We start from the raw sequence: 17,021 nt of genomic DNA, 5'->3' as shown, positions 1-17,021 counted from the left end.
ATGCCATGCTTCCAAGAAAAGCTCCTAAGCTTCAGATAACTGGGAACCGTACCCCAAACCGACACAGGTGGTTAGGTAGAGAATACCAAGGCGCTTGAGAGAACTCGGGTGAAGGAACTAGGCAAAATGGCACCGTAACTTCGGGAGAAGGTGCGCCGGTGAGGGTGAAGCACTTGCTGCGTAAGCCCACGCCGGTCGAAGATACCAGGCCGCTGCGACTGTTTATTAAAAACACAGCACTCTGCAAACACGAAAGTGGACGTATAGGGTGTGACGCCTGCCCGGTGCCGGAAGGTTAATTGATGGGGTTAGCGCAAGCGAAGCTCTTGATCGAAGCCCCGGTAAACGGCGGCCGTAACTATAACGGTCCTAAGGTAGCGAAATTCCTTGTCGGGTAAGTTCCGACCTGCACGAATGGCGTAACGATGGCGGCGCTGTCTCCACCCGAGACTCAGTGAAATTGAAATCGCTGTGAAGATGCAGTGTATCCGCGGCTAGACGGAAAGACCCCGTGAACCTTTACTATAGCTTTGCACTGGACTTTGAGCTTGCTTGTGTAGGATAGGTGGGAGGCTTTGAAGTGGGGACGCCAGTTCTCATGGAGCCATCCTTGAAATACCACCCTGGCAACCTTGAGGTTCTAACTCAGGTCCGTTATCCGGATCGAGGACAGTGTATGGTGGGTAGTTTGACTGGGGCGGTCTCCTCCCAAAGAGTAACGGAGGAGTACGAAGGTGCGCTCAGACCGGTCGGAAATCGGTCGTAGAGTATAAAGGCAAAAGCGCGCTTGACTGCGAGACACACACGTCGAGCAGGTACGAAAGTAGGTCTTAGTGATCCGGTGGTTCTGTATGGAAGGGCCATCGCTCAACGGATAAAAGGTACTCCGGGGATAACAGGCTGATACCGCCCAAGAGTTCATATCGACGGCGGTGTTTGGCACCTCGATGTCGGCTCATCACATCCTGGGGCTGAAGCCGGTCCCAAGGGTATGGCTGTTCGCCATTTAAAGTGGTACGCGAGCTGGGTTTAGAACGTCGTGAGACAGTTCGGTCCCTATCTGCCGTGGACGTTTGAGATTTGAGAGGGGCTGCTCCTAGTACGAGAGGACCGGAGTGGACGAACCTCTGGTGTTCCGGTTGTCACGCCAGTGGCATTGCCGGGTAGCTATGTTCGGAAGAGATAACCGCTGAAAGCATCTAAGCGGGAAACTTGCCTCAAGATGAGATCTCACTGGAGCCTTGAGCTCCCTGAAGGGCCGTCGAAGACTACGACGTTGATAGGTTGGGTGTGTAAGCGCTGTGAGGCGTTGAGCTAACCAATACTAATTGCCCGTGAGGCTTGACCATATAACACCCAAGCAATTTGCTCACGCAGATTGCGGTGGTGAAGACGAAACGAACCGAAAGTTCGCGACGAACCACAAAATCACATATCCGAATTGGCTGGCATGTCTGCAAGGACGTACTGGCAACCGAATTTCTTGACGACCATAGAGCATTGGAACCACCTGATCCCATCCCGAACTCAGCAGTGAAACGATGCATCGCCGATGGTAGTGTGGGGTTTCCCCATGTGAGAGTAGGTCATCGTCAAGATTCATTTCGCAAAACCCCTATCTGCGCGAGCAGGTAGGGGTTTTGTCTTTTCCGCGTCCCGAAAAGCATCGCCACCTCTGCTGTGGAATACACAACGTGGGAGCGGGCTTGCCCCGCGATAGGGCTGGTCCAGGCAAACGGATCTCACCGAGCAACCCAAAGCCCCAGGAAGCCGCTCCCACACGTTTATACTGCCCCGCATGCAAACGTTAACCTGGACGATCAAATGAAATCCTTTGACGACCTGCTAGCCGAAGCCAGTGCTGCAGATGTAACCGGCTGGGGCTTCGACTGGCTGGCAGGACGCGCCTCCGAGCAGCGTCCACCTTGGGGCTACGCCCAGCTCCTTGCACAGCGTCTGGATGGCGTACGCGCCGCGCTGGATCTCGATACCGGCGGCGGGGAGGTGCTAGGCGAGGCCCCACGCTTCCCGCCCCTCATGTGCGCAACTGAAGCCTGGCCACCCAACGCCCGCAAGGCGCAAGAGCACCTGGGGCCACGCGGCGTTGAAGTCATCGAGGTAGCCCCCGGCACAGCGCTCCCATTCGCCGACGCCTCGTTCGAGCTGGTTACCTCACGCCACCCGGTGAATCCCGACTGGCACCAGATCCATCGCGTCCTCCGACCTGGTGGACATTACTTCGCCCAGCACGTAGGCCCTGCCTCGGCTTTCGAACTGATCGAGCATTTCCTGGGGCCATTGCCACGTGAACGGCAAATGCGCGATCCGCGGGATGAGGTAGCAGCAGCGCAGGCAGCCGGGCTGACGGTGACTGACCTGCGTACAGCCCGCTGCCGCATGCTGTTCCATGATGTGGGCGCAGTCGTATGGATTCTTCGCAAATGCGTATGGTGGGTGCCGGACTTCTCTGTGCACAAGTACCGCGCTGAGTTGCTGGCCTTGGATAGCCAGATGCGCCAGGGCGAGCCTTTTGTCGCGCATTCGACCCGTCATCTCATTGAAGCGAGGCGTTGAGCTGGTAAAACGGCGCAGGCACAAGAACGACGCCTTAGGCGAGTTCTGAAGTGAAGTGTTATGGCGGTTTTTGCTTTCTCGTTTTTAGGAAATTTCCTTCCGCGTTGGCTGTTGCGAATCAATCCTGCCTAAGGCTACAGTCCCCAAGTCGCAGCAAAATCCGCGACCAGGTGTAGGAACCTGCTGGTAAACTTGGCGCACGCACTAGGCGCCCCATTGCAACGGCTGGCGCCTTTTTTGCGCCCGCTGCGATGTCATGGCGGCTGTGTGTGGGCAGGCTTCGGCCTGGCCGGGTTCCAAGTTTCCCGGTATTCCTACCCCATGCACAGCTGCCACCCAATCCCGTAGGAAGGATCGTGGTAGCTCCAAATCGCAAACTTGGAGTCTCATGCATGCTTATTCGCATTCTGAGCAGGATCCTCGCATCCGCTCTCCGCCGCCCAACCCGTGCGGCCAGCCCATCCCCAATGTTTTACCCGATCAACAGCCAGTCCCTCGCCGAACGTGCCAAGCGGGAGGTGTCCCATGACTGACCGTGAACGCCTGTCTACCCTCCAAAGCTACGTCTGGACTCTCGAGCTGCTAGGCGAGGCCCTGGTCCAGCATGACGAGGTGCTGGAGTGCGAGCACAACCCGCAACTGAGCTTCCGCAACACAGCGGGCATTCATCAGGCGATCCGAATCATCAGCCGGCTGGCCAGCGAGCAGTTCGCCAAGCTGGAGGCGATGAAGGAGGAGGGAAAGGTGACGGTATACTGCCGCCGAGGCACTGAATCCGAGGCATAAAAAAAGACGCCCTAGGGCGTCTTCTTCTTCGGATTTGGTGGAGCCGGGGGGATTTGAACCCCCGTCCGCCAGTACTCCGCTGTCGGTACTACATGCTTAGCCGTGTCTACTGATTTAATCCGCAGCCGCCCGACGGGCAGGGTGCTTTGGATGAGTTGGGTAAGTTTTAGTCGCTTCGCCCCCAACGTGCTGCACGACGATCCTGTTCTGTATGACAATCATTTCGGGTTTACAGGCATCCCCTGATGATTGCTGGACCCGAAGGTACCAGGAGTGCATGTCAGCTGCAATTAAGCAGCGAGAGCAGCACCGTAGTGGTCGTCATTGGCAACTATAGAAAGTTGCAACAGTGGATTTACGAGTTCTGTTACCAACTCGGCATGCACCTAGAGTTTCGCTACCGGCGTCGAATCCTAATCGGCCCCACACTCAGCTCTAGCTGAACGTGCCTTTCAGCACGCAAGGGCGAGTATACGCGCTTACGCGGGCGACGTCGACAGAAGGTTCGGCCGCCCGCGTGCGCGCAGGGCCTAGGTGCCGCTGCCACCGGCCGAGCCGCTGCCTTTCTCGGTCTTTTCCAGGCGCTCGAGCACCTTGCTGGTGATGGCGATGCATTCCTTGGTATCGCCTTTCGCCTGGGCGGCCTTGGCCTGGTCCACGTGCTCGGTGATGGCCTTGTCCAGGCCTTCGGAGGTGGCGCCGGCGGTGGCCATGCTGTCGTCGATCTTCTGCAGGTTCATGGCGCACAAGTCGTCGGCGGCGAATACAGGTGAGGCCAGCAGGGTCGCGGCCGCGAACAGGGCGGATAGCGCAGTACCTTTCATGGGAGTCTCCTCGTGAGGCCTCGGGAAGGTGGGCCTGATCGATGGACTGCGCGGGCTTGGGCGGGGTTCAATCGGGTTTGCCGCCCCTGTATCGCGGGGGCATGCCCGCTCCCGCGTGTATGGATCACCCACGCATTTCGCTCCCAGGGTTCTCGCACGCGCAAATAAAAAGCCCCGGCACGGGGCCGGGGCTCTTGCATCACGCTAACGCGATCACTCCTGGTTGGCCAGTTTGTGCTCGAGGTAGTGGATGTTGACGCCGCCTTTGCAGAAACCTTCATCACGCACCAGGTCGCGGTGCAGCGGGATGTTGGTCTTGATGCCGTCGACGACGATCTCGTCCAGGGCATTGCGCATGCGCGCCATGGCTTCGTCGCGGTCCTTGCCGTAGGTGATCAGCTTGCCGATCAACGAATCGTAGTTCGGCGGAACCGAGTAGCCGCTGTACAGGTGCGAATCGACGCGCACGCCGTTGCCGCCCGGGGCGTGGAAGTGCTTCACCTTGCCTGGGCTCGGGATGAACTTCTTCGGGTCTTCGGCGTTGATCCGGCACTCCAGCGAGTGGCCGCGGATCACTACGTCTTCCTGGCGGAACGACAGCTTGTTGCCAGCGGCGATGCTGAGCATCTCCTTGACGATGTCGATACCGGTGACCATTTCCGAAACCGGGTGCTCCACCTGAACACGGGTGTTCATCTCGATGAAGTAGAAACGGCCGTTCTCGTACAGGAACTCGAAGGTACCGGCACCGCGGTAGCCGATCTCGATGCACGCGTCGACGCAACGCTTGAAGACTTCCTGGCGGGCCTTCTCGTCGATGCCCGGGGCCGGAGCTTCTTCCAGTACCTTCTGGTGACGGCGCTGCAGCGAGCAGTCACGGTCGCCCAGGTGCACGGCGTTGCCCTGGCCGTCGGACAGGACCTGCACTTCCACGTGGCGTGGGTTGGTCAGGAACTTCTCCAGGTAGACCATCGGGTTGCCGAACGCGGCACCGGCTTCGGTGCGGGTCAGCTTGGCCGATTCGATCAGGTCTTCTTCCTTGTGCACCACGCGCATGCCGCGACCACCACCGCCACCGGCGGCCTTGATGATCACCGGGTAACCCACCTCGCGGGCGATCGCCAGCGCGGTTTCCGGATCTTCCGGCAGCGGGCCGTCGGAGCCTGGCACGGTCGGCACGCCCGACTTGATCATCGCTTCCTTGGCCGACACCTTGTCGCCCATCAGGCGGATGGTGTCGGCTTTCGGGCCGATGAAGATGTAACCGGAGTTTTCCACCTGCTCGGCGAAATCGGCGTTTTCCGCGAGGAAGCCGTAGCCTGGGTGGATGGCGGTGGCGCCTGTCACTTCGGCGGCGGCGATGATCGCCGGGATGTGCAGGTAGGATTCCTTGGACGATGCAGGGCCGATGCAGACCGATTCGTCTGCCAGGCCCAGGTGCATCAGTTCACGGTCGGCCGTGGAGTGCACGGCGACGGTCTTGATGCCCAGCTCTTTGCAGGCACGCAGGATCCGCAGGGCAATTTCCCCGCGGTTGGCGATCAGAACTTTTTCGAGCTTCCCAGACATCGTTGGCTCTCCGCGAATCAAACGATGGTGAACAGCGGCTGGTCGAACTCAACCGGCTGGCCGTCTTCTACCAGGATGGCTTCGATCACACCGCCGATATCGGATTCGATGTGGTTCATCATCTTCATGGCTTCGACGATGCACAGGGTGTCGCCCTTCTTCACGGCCTGGCCGACTTCTGCGTAGTTCGGCGAAGTTGGCGAAGGCTTGCGGTAGAAGGTGCCGACCATCGGCGAACGGATCACGGTGCCTTTCAGGGCAGGTGCGGCGGCAGCGGCTTCAGCGGCCGGGGCGGCAGCGGCGGCAACCGGGGCTGCGGCAGGCGCGGCGGCCATTGGCGCGGGTGCGTAGAACTGCTGGGCGGCCGGGGTCTTGCTGTGACGGCTGATGCGAACGGACTCTTCGCCTTCCTTGATCTCCAGTTCGTCGATGCCGGACTCTTCCAGCAGTTCGATCAGCTTTTTGACTTTACGGATATCCATTAATCAGCAACTCCCAAGGTTCGGTCGGGGACGTATTTTAAAACGTGTCGAAAACGTTTCTTCATGAGCCTCGGCCCTAAAGGGCCAAGGCCTTGTGTCATCAGGGCTGTGCGTTGGCAGCCAGGTGTTCCAGCGCGGACTCCAGGGCCAACCGGTAACCGGTGGCTCCGAGGCCGCAGATCACCCCTACGGCAACATCCGAAAAGTAGGAGTGGTGACGGAACGGCTCGCGTTTGTGCACGTTGGAAAGGTGCACTTCGATGAATGGGATGCTCACCGCGAGCAATGCGTCACGTAATGCGACGCTGGTGTGGGTGAAAGCGGCCGGATTGATCAGGATGAAGTCCACGCCTTCGTTGCGCGCGGCGTGGATGCGGTCGATCAATTCGTACTCGGCATTGCTCTGCAGGTATTGCAGATGGTGGCCGGCGGCGCGGGCGCGCTGCTCCAGGTCCTGATTGATCTGAGCCAGGGTGGCGGCGCCATAATGCCCCGGTTCGCGGGTCCCGAGCAGGTTCAGGTTGGGGCCGTGCAGCACCAGTAGGGTTGCCATCTGCGGTTCCTTGGTTTTGTAGGGCAATTCGACATAGCGCGGCGACTATGCCGCAACAGGCGCTGAGTGTCCAGTTCCCGGCAATAGCCAGCACGATGTCCGAGATTCACGCAAAGTATGTGACCGGATGACTGACTTTGGTCACTCACCAGCGGGTTTTTCAGAGGCTGGGGAAGTTATAGACCGAGTTGGCCGCGCACGCGCGCCAGAACCTGGGCAAAATCGCCGGCGTTTATCTCGCCAATCACCCGATCGCTGGTCATTTCGCTGCCGTTCGCCGCAAAGAACATCAACGCGGGCGGGCCGAACAGGCGGTAGCGGTCGAGCAGGGCGCGCTGTTCGGCATTGCTTTCGGTGATGTCGAAGCGCAGCAGGCGGAAGGCGCCGAGTTGCGTCTCGACCTGCGGCGCGTTGAGCACCTCGTGCTCGATCACCTTGCAGCTGATGCACCAGTCGGCGTACCAGTCGAGCAGCACTGGCTGGCCGGCGGCCTTGGCCTCGGCCAGGGCCGCATCGAGGGCGGCGGGGCTGGTGATGGTCTGCCAGGCGTCGGCCTTGGCCGCAGCGGGGCTGCCGGCCACGCTGGGTGGCGGCAGTGGGCGCAGTGGGTCGCCCTGGCCGCTCAGGGCGCCATACCAGCAGGCCAGGGCGTAGACCAGCAGCGCCAGGCCGAGCAGTTGCGCCAGGCGCTGGCGCGGGGTTTTCACCACGAACTCCAGGGCGCCGAGGAACAGCGCCACGCCGGCGGCCAGCAGGCCGATCAGCAGCAGGGTGACGGGCCCCGGCAGCACACGACTGAGCAGGCCGATGGCCAGGCCCAGCAGCAACACGCCGATGGCGTTCTTCACCGTGTTCATCCACGGCCCGCTCTTGGGCAGCCAGGCGGCGCCACCGGTGGCGACCAGCAACAGTGGCGCGCCCATGCCCAGGCCAAGGGCAAACAGTTTCAGGGCGCCGCCCAGCGCGTCGCCGCTGGCGCTGATGTACAGCAGCGCACCGGCCAGCGGTGCCGACACGCAGGGCGAGACCAGCAGGCTGGACAGCACACCGAGCACCGCCGCGCCCAGCAGCGAGCCACCCTTGGTGCGGTGGGCGAGGCTGTCCAGGCGGCTGCTCAAAGCCTGCGGCAGCTTGAGATCGAACAGGCCGAACATGGCCAGGGCGAACAGCACGAAGAACGCGGCGAACGGCACCAGCACCCAGGCCGACTGCAGGCGCGCCTGCAGGTTCAGGCCGGCGCCGAACATGCCCATCAGTGCACCCAGCACGGCGAAGCTCGCCGCCATCGGCAGCACATACGCCAGCGACAGCGACAGGCCACGCAAGCCGCCGACCTGGCCGCGCAGCACCACGCCGGAGAGGATCGGCAGCATCGGCAGCACGCACGGGGTGAAGGTCAGGCCGACACCAGCGAGGAAGAACAGCAGCAGCGACCTCCAGGTCCAGCCCTGCTCGGCGCTTGCCGGCAGCGGGGCGCCCTGGCCGTCGATGCTCAGGCGCGCGGTTTCCGGTGGGTAGCACAGGCCTTTATCGGCGCAGCCCTGGTAACCCACCAGCAGGGTGAAGGCGCGCGGGTCGTTGCGCGGCAGTTCGATGTCGAGCACGCCGTGGTACACCTCGACATCGCCGAAGAACTCGTCGTGCTTGGCCTCGCCCTGGGGGATGTTCGGCGCGCCGAGCTTGATGTCCGCAGGCTCGGTGCGGAACTGGAAGCGGTGGCGGTAGAGGTAATAGCCGTCGGTGGCGACGAAGCGCAGCTTGACGGTCTGGGTGTCGGTCTCGATCAGGCTGAGCTTGAAGGCTTCGTGCACCGGGAGGAAGTCGGCGCTGTTGGACGCGGCGCCGAGGGTGGCGCTGGGGCGGTTGTCGAGCAGGCCGGTGGCGAACGCAGGGCTGGCCAGCAGCAGGAACAACAGGAAAAACAGGCGGCGCATGGCGGACTCGCGAGGTGGAACGTGGCGGCATGATAGCGGACTTGGCGAGGCTATGGGCCATCGCGGCGGTGCGGCGACCCGACTAGCCCCGCGATGTAATCAAAGCCGGAACGCCCGCACCGCCGTGTTCAACTCACCGCCCAGCTTGAGCAACTGCTCGCCCTGCTCACGCCCTTCGCCAATACGCTGCAGGTTGTCCTCGCCCAACTCGTGAATCCGCTCGCTGTGATCACGAATCTCGCTCACCGCCCCGGTCTGCTGCGCGGTCACATCGGCGATGCGCACCGCCGTGTCGGAAATGGTGCGGATGGCGCTGACGATCGCCTCCAGCGCACCATCGGCCGACTGTGCCTGGTTGGCCGTGGCCTCGGCGTGCTCCAGCTGGGTGCGCATGCCGTCCACCGAATCGCGGGCGGCTTGCTGCAGGCGGTCGATCAGCGCCTGGATCTCGCCGGTGGCGCCAGTGGTGCGCTGTGCCAGCGAGCGCACTTCGTCGGCCACCACGGCGAAGCCACGGCCCATCTCGCCGGCCCGGGCCGCTTCGATGGCGGCGTTGAGCGCCAGCAGGTTGGTCTGCTCGGCAATCGCGCGAATCACCGTGAGCACGCCACCGATGGTCGCCGACTCTTGCGCCAGTTGCTCGATCATCCGGGCGTTGCCCTGCACCTCGTCGACCAGCGCGCGCAGGCCGGACAGGCTCTGGCCGATCACCGTCTGGCCCTGCTCCACGGCCCGGCCGGCATCGCGGCTGGCCTCGGCGGCGGAGCTGGCATCGCCGGCCACCTGCTGGATGGTCGCCTCCAGCTCGCCCAGGGCGTCGCGGATCTGCGCCGTGTCGCCGGCCTGGCGTTCGGCGCCGTCGTGCAGGGCGCTGCTCATGCCGGCCAGGGCATGGCTGCTGCCGGCCACCTGTTCGGCGTTGTGACGGATGGTGCCGACCAGCTCCACCAGGTACTGGCGCAGGCGGTTCAGCGATTCCTGGATATCGTGCAGCTCGCGGTTGGTGCGGCCCAGGGCGATGGCTTGGGCGAAGTCGCCCTCGGCCCAGCGCGACAGCGCCGGCGCCAGGCTGGTGAGGGTGCGTGCCAGGCGACGTTGCAGGGTATCGATGAGCAGGGCGATCAGCAGGATCAGGCCGATCATCAGGCCCTGGATCAGCCGTACCTCGCCAGCGATGGTGGCGTGCAGGCCGCGCACCTCGGGCTCGAGGCCGGCGATGGCCTGCTGCACCGCCTCCAGGCGCTCACTGGTGCTGGCGGCCAGGCTGGCGCGGCGCTCGATCTGCTCGCGGGTACGCTGCAGTTCGGCAGGGTAGCGGCCGAGCAAGCTGTGCAGCTCGCGCTTCAGGCCCACGGCGACGTCTTCCTGCTCGGCGCTGGCTTGCGACTCCAGGCCCATCATCGCGGCGAAGTCATCGGCATTGGATTCGGCGGCGCGGGTCACCCCCAGCAGCGGCAGGCCGTCGATGGCCTGGGCCTGGGCGGCGATCAACTGAAGTTCGCGGTCCACTTCGTCGGCCAGCTCGGCGCGGCCGCTGCTCACCAGCTTGTCGCGGGCCAGGGACAGGCGCCCCAGGTGAAGCGAGGCTTCCAGCAGCGGCGTCAGGTAACGACTGGCGTCGGCGTTGCCGCTGTCACGGGCATAGCCGGCCAGTTGCTCAAGGTTTGCCCCCAGCTCCCGTTCGGCTTGCAGCAGCAAGGCCTGGGGATCGCCGGCCAGCTTGCCGGCGGCGAGCAGTTCGTTGGCGGTGAAGCCCTGCAGGCTGTCGAGGCTCGGGCGCAGCTTGGCCGACAGAGGCCCGGGCCAGTCGGCCAGGGCTGCCTGCAATTGCGTGTTGGCCTCCATGGCCGCCGCGTGGCGCAGGGCGTCGCCGCTGCCCAGGTAGGCCTGGATGTTGCGCGCGGCATCGTTCTGGAACTGCTGGGACAGGCCCAGGTAGCGCTCCATCAGTTGATAGGGACGTTCCAGGGCGCGTTGCGACCACCACAGGGTCGCGCCCAGGGCAATACATACGGTCACCAGCAACAGGGTGTTGAAATTGGTCAGCCACTTCAGGCGCATAGCCGCGAACTTCCTGCGGAGGGGGAGTGGAGAAGTCGGGCCTGAAGTTATTGCGATTTTGTGACGGGGTGATGACGACGGCGGGTTGGCGCCATAAAAAAGTGGCACAGTGCCGGTATGGTGCCCTGCGATAAGCTAAGGCTCGACCCGCACCACGCAGTTGCGCCCGGCGTGTTTGGCGCGGTACAGCGCCTCGTCCGCGGCGCTGGCCATGGTCAGCGCGTCGAGCTGCTCGTCCAGCTGCACCACCCCGGCGCTGAAGGTGCATTGCAGGTCGTGGGGCTGGGCCGGGTAATGGATCTCGGCAAAGCGTCGACGGATTTCGTCGAGCACCTTGTGCGCCGCTTCCAGTCCGGTATTGGGCATGACGATGGCGAATTCCTCGCCACCGTAGCGACCAATGAAGTCGGTCTTGCGCAGCCGCTGCTTGAGGAACAGCGCCAGGCTCTTGATCACCCGGTCGCCCATGGGGTGGCCGTGGCGGTCGTTGATTTTCTTGAAGTGATCGATGTCGAGCATGGCGAAGCTCAGGGGCTGCACCTCGCGGCGGGCGCGGAAGCTGCAGTCCTCGAGCAGTTGCAGGATGTGGGTGTGGTTGTACAGCCCGGTGAGGCTGTCGCGCACCATCCGTGCCTTGAGGTGGCGGGCGCGGGCGGCGCGGTTGCGCACGGTGGTCACCAGGTGCCGCGAGCGGATCGGCTTGGTCAGGAAGTCGTCGCCGCCCTCGCTCATGGCGTCGAGCTGCTTGTCCAGGTCGTCCTCGGCCGAAAGGTAGATGATCGGCACGCTCACGTAGCGGTCGTTGTGGCGGATCACCTTGGCCAGCTCCGGGCCGGTGCACGCGGGCATGTACATGTCGAGGATGATCAGGTCGGGCTGGAAGTCGGCCAGCTCGCTCATGGTGCGGATCGGCTCGGTGAGGACGCGGGTGATGATCCCGGCGCTGTTGAGCGTTCGCTCGGTGTGCAGGGCCTGGGCCCGGGAGTCGTCGATCACCAGCACGCGGAACGGGTCGTACTGGGTGGCGCTGGTCAGCAGTTCGAGCTTCTCCAGCAGGCTGGAGGCGTCCAGGGTGCCGGTGAGGAACTCCTGGCCGCCAGCGCGTACCGCGGCCAGGCGGGTCGGGGTGTCGGTTTCATGCAGGCTGAAGAACAGCAGCGGCACCGGTTGTTCCAGGCCTTGCTGGGCCTGGGCCGCCAGTTGCAGGCCGATGCCGGCGCCGGTGAAGTCGACGTCCATGACGATCGCTGACGGCAGGCGCTCGCTCATCGACGCCTGGAACGCCTCGGCGCTGCACAGCGCCTGCACGCTGAGGCCGAAGAACTCCAGTTGCTGGGCCAGGCGTTCGGCGCGGTCATGGTCCTGCAGCACGATGTACACCGGTTTGCGCAGCGGCGGCAGAGGCACGTTGTCGAGCTGGTCGCCCTTGCGCAGGCCGGTGCGTGACAGGCGCTGCATGAGGCGGTTGAGTTCGCTGATCAGTTCCGAGTTCAGGCGAGCGCTGTTGGCTTCGATGGCGCGCAGGGTCTGGCCGATGGCCGTGGACAGGCTGCCATGCTCGGGCTGTTCGAAGCGTTCGGCATAGCGCTGCAGGCGCAGGTTGGCCTCGCACAGTTCGCCCAGGTCGCCGCTGGACCACTCGCCTCGCTGCAGGCGCTGCCAGATTTCGAGGATCTGCCGGGCCTGGTGGATCACCCGCTGGGCAAAATGCTGCTTGAGGCGTTCGTGGCTCGGCTCGGCTGGCTGGGTCATGTCCTGACTACTTATGAGTGGGAGGGCGCAGGTTCAATGATGGCTCTATGCTAGCACCGCTTTTCCGACAAGCGAGTGCCTCGGGTCAACAAAGTGTTAAGGGACGGTAATTCAGTTGCTGACCTGTTGGTCGCTTATACGAATGGCGGTGTCTGCTTTATAGTGCTGCCACCTGGGTTTGTCGTGGCACCCTGGCCGAGGCCTGTGGTCCAAACCCTGAACCGTTCGTGACTGATTAAGGACAATGCCATGCTGGATTGGAAAAACCGCGAGGCCAAGGCCGAGCCCCGCGAGCGGGTCGAAACCCGCGGCGCCGCTACCCGTAGCTATGTTGGCGGCCTGTGGAGCCGTGCCCTGGGCACCCTGATCGGCCTCTACCTGCTGGTGTGCATCGGCCTGGGCTGGTACTGGAGCCAGGAGCCCGAGCTGTTCCCGGTGCAGCAGAACGCCCAGGCCGCCGCCGAGCGCAACGGCCAGCAGATGGTGATCGGCTACACCACCATCGAAACCCTCAAGACCGTCGCCGGCACCCTGCTCGACAAGCCGGGTGGCTACATCTCCAACGACCGTTTCCCCCCAGGGCTGTGGATGGACAACATGCCGAGCTGGGAATACGGCGTGCTGGTCCAGGTGCGTGACCTGTCCCGCGCTCTGCGCAAAGACTTCGCCCGGTCGCAGTCGCAATCGACCGAGGACGCCGACCTGGCCAAGGCCGAGCCGCGCTTCAACTTCGACAACAAGAGCTGGATCCTGCCGTCGAGCGAGTCGGAGTTCGAAGAGGGCATCAAGTCGCTGAACCGCTATCAGGTGCGCCTGGCCAAGGGCGACCAGGGCGCGATCTTCTACACCCGCGCCGACAACCTGAACAACTGGCTGGGCGACGTCGCCACCCGCCTGGGCTCGCTGTCGCAGCGCTTGTCGGCCAGTGTTGGCCGGGTCAAGCTCAACAACACCCTGAAGACCGAATCCGTGGCCCCGGGCCAGGCGCCACAGGTCGACGAGGAAGTGGTCGAGACCCCATGGCTGCAGATCGACAACGTGTTCTACGAAGCCCGTGGCCAGGCCTGGGCGCTGTCGCACCTGCTGCGCGCCATCGAGGTCGACTTCGCCGACGTGCTGGCGAAGAAGAACGCCACGGTCAGCGTGCGGCAGATCATCCGCGAGCTGGAAGCCTCGCAGGAAGCGCTGTGGAGCCCGATGGTGCTCAACGGCAGTGGTTTCGGCATGTGGGCCAACCACTCGCTGGTGATGGCCAACTACATCTCCCGGGCCAACGCTGCGGTCATCGACCTGCGCCAACTGCTGTCCCAGGGCTGAGATGCCGGTCAATCCTGCCGAGGTCGCGCACCGCGCGGCCTCCGACGCCGAGCTGGTGGCCTGGGTCGATGAGCATGACCAACTGCTCGGCGCCCTGCCACGGGCTGAATTGCGCGAGCGCGGCCTGATCGGGCGCTGCACCTTCATCCTGCTGTTCAACAGCGCAGGCGACTTGTGCGTGCACCGGCGCACCCTGAGCAAGGCGCTGTATCCCGGCTACTGGGATGTGGCGGCGGGGGGAATGGTCGGGGTGCAGGAGTCCTATGCCGAATCCGCGGCCCGGGAGCTGGCCGAGGAACTGGGAGTGAGCGGCGTCGAGCTGCGCTTCCACGAGACGTTCTACTTCGAGCAGCCGGGCAACCGCCTGTGGGGCGCCGTGTTTTCCGCGGTGTGGGATGGGGCGTTGCGCCTGCAGCCCGAGGAGGTCAGCGAGGCGCGGTTCATCAATGTCGAGCAGGCCTTGGCGGAAAGTGCAACGCTGCCGTATTGCCCGGACTCGCTGGTGGCGTTGCAGCGCTATCAGGCTGCCCCGCAATGAAGTCGCAAAACTTTCGTAAAATGGCGCAATCCTGTACTTAGCAACAGGCGGATTTATCGTTACACTGCGCGCCCTTTTCGGGCTGCCGCACAACCTTGCGGCAGTAGCGCCGCCCCTGCCAGAGTGGGGCATCGCGGTCGGCTCCCGCCGACCAGTTTTTTGTCCTCGGCACAGAGGAACAAAAGTGGCCAAGAAAGCTTCTTCCTTTTCCGCCCTGGGCGGTCTCGTCTTTTCCACCGATGCCGGTCGGCACTGTCCCGACTGCAGCAAACCGGTGGACGACTGTATCTGCAAGCAGCAGGTCATCCCCGAGGGGGATGGCATTGCCCGCGTGCGCCGTGAAAGCAAAGGCCGTGGCGGCAAGACCGTGACCACCATCACGGGCGTCCCCCTGGCCTTGGAACCGCTCAAGGAGCTCGCCAGCACGCTCAAGCGTCGTTGCGGCACCGGCGGCGCGCTCAAGGACGGGGTCATTGAAATCCAGGGCGATCACGTCGAGCTGTTGCTCGCCGAGCTGATCAAGCAGGGTTTCAAGGCGAAGAAATCCGGCGGCTGAGTGCAGCCGCGCGATTTTTTGCCCAGCGCTTTCTAAACTCGTTCCCGTGGGCAGGGTCTATGCCTGACACGGAAGAATCGTCATTTTCAGTATTTACACTGCCAGCGCCCCGAGGTGGGGCAGTGTTTCGACTTTTCATACAGGGGACTTGAATGTCCGTACGACGCACACGCAAAGACGATGGTAGCCAGTGGACCGTGGCCGACAGCCGCAGTGTTTATGGCATCCGCCATTGGGGCGCAGGTTATTTCGCCATCAATGACGCCGGGCGCGTCGAAGTGCGCCCCAACGGCCCGGACAGCGCGCCGATCGACCTCTTCGAACAGGTCCAGGAACTGCGCCAGAGCGGCCTGTCGCTGCCGCTGCTGGTGCGTTTCCCCGACATCCTGCAGGACCGCGTGCGCCAGCTGACCGGCGCCTTCGACGCCAACATCGCCCGCCTCGAGTACCAGAGCCAGTACACCGCGCTGTATCCGATCAAGGTCAACCAGCAGGAAGCGGTGGTCGAGAACATCATCGCCACCCAGAACGTCTCCATCGGCCTGGAAGCCGGCTCCAAGCCTGAGCTGCTGGCTGTGCTGGCGCTGGCGCCGAAGGGCGGCACCATCGTCTGCAACGGCTACAAGGACCGCGAGTTCATCCGCCTGGCGCTGATGGGCCAGAAGCTTGGCCACAACGTGTTCATCGTGATCGAGAAAGAGTCCGAGGTCGCCCTGGTGATCGAGGAGGCCGCGGAGCTCAAGGTCAAGCCACAGGTCGGCCTGCGCGTGCGCCTGTCGTCGCTGGCGTCGAGCAAGTGGGCCGACACCGGCGGCGAGAAATCCAAGTTCGGCCTGTCTGCCGCCCAACTGATCTCGGTGGTGCAGCGTTTCCGTGACGCTGGGCTCGACCAGGGCATCCGCCTGCTGCACTTCCACATGGGCTCGCAGATCGCCAATCTGGCCGACTACCAGCACGGCTTCAAGGAAGCCATCCGCTATTACGGCGAGTTGCGCGCCCTGGGCCTGCCGGTCGATCACATCGACGTCGGCGGCGGCCTGGGCGTCGACTACGACGGCACCCACTCGCGCAACGCCAGCTCGATCAACTACGACATGGACGACTACGCCGGCGTGGTGGTCGGGATGCTCAAGGAGTTCTGCGACGCGCAGGGCCTGCCGCACCCGCACATCTTCTCCGAGAGCGGCCGCTCGCTCACCGCGCACCACGCCATGCTGGTGATCCAGGTAACCGACGTCGAGAGCCACAACGACGAAGTGCCGACCATCGAAAACAAGGAAAGCCTGCCCGAGACCGTGCAGTGGCTGGCCGACCTGCTCGGCCCGACCGATATCGAGATGGTCACCGAGACCTACTGGCGCGCCACCCACTACATGGGCGACGTGGCCGCGCAGTACGCCGACGGCAAGCTGACCCTGGCCGAGAAGGCCCTGGCCGAGCAGTGCTACTTCGCCGTGTGCCGGCGCCTGCACAACTCGCTCAAGGCTCGTCAGCGCTCGCACCGCCAGGTGCTGGACGAACTCAACGACAAGCTGGCCGACAAGTACATCTGCAACTTCTCGGTGTTCCAGAGCCTGCCCGACACCTGGGCCATCGGCCAGGTGCTGCCGATCATCCCGCTGCACCGCCTGGACGAAGAGCCGCTGCGCCGCGCCGTGCTGCAGGACCTGACCTGTGACTCCGACGGCAAGATCAACCAGTACGTCGACGAGCAGAGCATCGAGACCAGCATGCCGGTGCACGCGGTCAAGGAAGGTGAGGACTACCTGCTCGGCGTGTTCCTGGTCGGCGCCTACCAGGAGATCCTCGGCGACATGCACAACCTGTTCGGTGACACCGACTCGGTGAACATCTACCAGAACGCCGATGGCAGCGTGTACCACGCCGGTATCGAGACCCACGACACCATCGAGGACATGCTGCGCTACGTGCATCTGTCGCCGGAGGAGTTGATGACCCACTACCGCGACAAGGTCGCCAGCGCCAGGATCACCGCCCGCGAGCGTACCCAGTACCTCGACGCGCTGCGCCTGGGGCTGACCCGGTCCTCGTACCTGTCGTCCTGATCGTGTCCG

The 17,021-nt window shown here is 63.6% G+C and carries 13 protein-coding genes, 2 rRNA genes and 1 other RNA gene (1 of these 16 only partly in view); 8 read left to right on the top strand and 8 right to left on the bottom strand.

The genetic code is table 11. From position 1 onward, the window contains the following. The 4 genes from LU688_RS23950 to LU688_RS23935 all read left to right on the top strand — a co-directional run. Positions 1 to 1,349: ribosomal RNA gene (locus tag LU688_RS23950) — 23S ribosomal RNA — on the top strand; it begins 1,545 nt to the left of the window's first position. 133 nt (positions 1,350 to 1,482) lie between these two features. Then, positions 1,483 to 1,598: ribosomal RNA gene (gene rrf / locus LU688_RS23945) — 5S ribosomal RNA — on the top strand. 226 nt (positions 1,599 to 1,824) lie between these two features. Beyond that, positions 1,825 to 2,574, top strand: a complete 750-nt coding sequence (locus LU688_RS23940) for a class I SAM-dependent methyltransferase (protein WP_160290644.1) — start codon at positions 1,825 to 1,827, stop codon at positions 2,572 to 2,574. A gap of 525 nt (positions 2,575 to 3,099) precedes the next feature. After that, a complete protein-coding gene (locus LU688_RS23935) occupies positions 3,100 to 3,360 on the top strand; it encodes a hypothetical protein (protein WP_160290643.1) in 261 nt (86 codons plus the stop codon). 35 nt (positions 3,361 to 3,395) lie between these two features. Here the strand turns inward: LU688_RS23935 and ssrA are convergent. From ssrA to LU688_RS23895, 8 genes are all read right to left on the bottom strand, one after another. Beyond that, positions 3,396 to 3,785: a transfer-messenger RNA gene (ssrA, locus tag LU688_RS23930) on the bottom strand. 105 nt (positions 3,786 to 3,890) lie between these two features. After that, complete coding sequence (locus LU688_RS23925; protein WP_023631557.1) at positions 3,891 to 4,184, bottom strand: PA2433 domain-containing protein; 294 nt, start codon at positions 4,182 to 4,184, stop codon at positions 3,891 to 3,893. Between the two features lie 213 nt (positions 4,185 to 4,397). Further along, on the bottom strand, positions 4,398 to 5,753 hold the full coding sequence (gene accC, locus LU688_RS23920; RefSeq protein ID WP_023631558.1) for an acetyl-CoA carboxylase biotin carboxylase subunit: 1,356 nt from the start codon (positions 5,751 to 5,753) through the stop codon (positions 4,398 to 4,400). Positions 5,754 to 5,770: 17 nt separating this feature from the next. Beyond that, entirely contained in the window at positions 5,771 to 6,235 is a 465-nt protein-coding gene (gene accB / locus LU688_RS23915; protein WP_160290635.1) for an acetyl-CoA carboxylase biotin carboxyl carrier protein, read from the bottom strand. 100 nt (positions 6,236 to 6,335) lie between these two features. Further along, positions 6,336 to 6,788 carry a type II 3-dehydroquinate dehydratase gene (gene aroQ, locus LU688_RS23910; protein ID WP_011535870.1) on the bottom strand — a complete coding sequence of 151 codons (453 nt, stop codon included), beginning with the start codon at positions 6,786 to 6,788 and terminating at the stop codon, positions 6,336 to 6,338. Between the two features lie 176 nt (positions 6,789 to 6,964). Further along, positions 6,965 to 8,722, bottom strand: a complete 1,758-nt coding sequence (locus tag LU688_RS23905; RefSeq protein ID WP_160290634.1) for a protein-disulfide reductase DsbD — start codon at positions 8,720 to 8,722, stop codon at positions 6,965 to 6,967. 99 nt (positions 8,723 to 8,821) lie between these two features. Next, positions 8,822 to 9,601, bottom strand: a complete 780-nt coding sequence (locus LU688_RS28070) for a methyl-accepting chemotaxis protein (RefSeq protein WP_376752420.1) — start codon at positions 9,599 to 9,601, stop codon at positions 8,822 to 8,824. A gap of 1,317 nt (positions 9,602 to 10,918) precedes the next feature. After that, positions 10,919 to 12,535 (bottom strand): diguanylate cyclase, encoded by a 1,617-nt coding sequence (locus tag LU688_RS23895; protein ID WP_104444874.1) that lies wholly within the window; start codon positions 12,533 to 12,535, stop codon positions 10,919 to 10,921. A gap of 249 nt (positions 12,536 to 12,784) precedes the next feature. On the opposite strand from LU688_RS23895, the gene LU688_RS23890 reads away from it, so the two are divergent. From LU688_RS23890 to speA, 4 genes are all read left to right on the top strand, one after another. Beyond that, positions 12,785 to 13,852, top strand: coding sequence for a DUF2333 family protein (locus LU688_RS23890; protein ID WP_094012484.1), 1,068 nt, complete (start codon positions 12,785 to 12,787; stop codon positions 13,850 to 13,852). A 1-nt stretch (position 13,853) separates the two neighbouring features. Next, positions 13,854 to 14,390 carry an NUDIX hydrolase gene (locus tag LU688_RS23885; RefSeq protein ID WP_160290632.1) on the top strand — a complete coding sequence of 179 codons (537 nt, stop codon included), beginning with the start codon at positions 13,854 to 13,856 and terminating at the stop codon, positions 14,388 to 14,390. Positions 14,391 to 14,574: 184 nt separating this feature from the next. Then, positions 14,575 to 14,946: a translation initiation factor Sui1 gene (locus LU688_RS23880; RefSeq protein ID WP_023631654.1), complete on the top strand. Its 372-nt coding sequence runs from the start codon at positions 14,575 to 14,577 to the stop codon at positions 14,944 to 14,946. Between the two features lie 152 nt (positions 14,947 to 15,098). Continuing rightward, positions 15,099 to 17,012, top strand: coding sequence for an arginine decarboxylase (gene speA, locus LU688_RS23875; RefSeq protein ID WP_023631655.1), 1,914 nt, complete (start codon positions 15,099 to 15,101; stop codon positions 17,010 to 17,012). Positions 17,013 to 17,021: the final 9 nt, after the last annotated feature.

It is taken from the genome of Pseudomonas soli (assembly GCF_021283165.2).
GTDB classification, from domain to species: domain Bacteria; phylum Pseudomonadota; class Gammaproteobacteria; order Pseudomonadales; family Pseudomonadaceae; genus Aquipseudomonas; species Aquipseudomonas soli.
The sequence above is the reverse complement of the archived record's forward strand: the minus strand, read 5'-3'. Positions and strand labels throughout refer to the sequence as shown.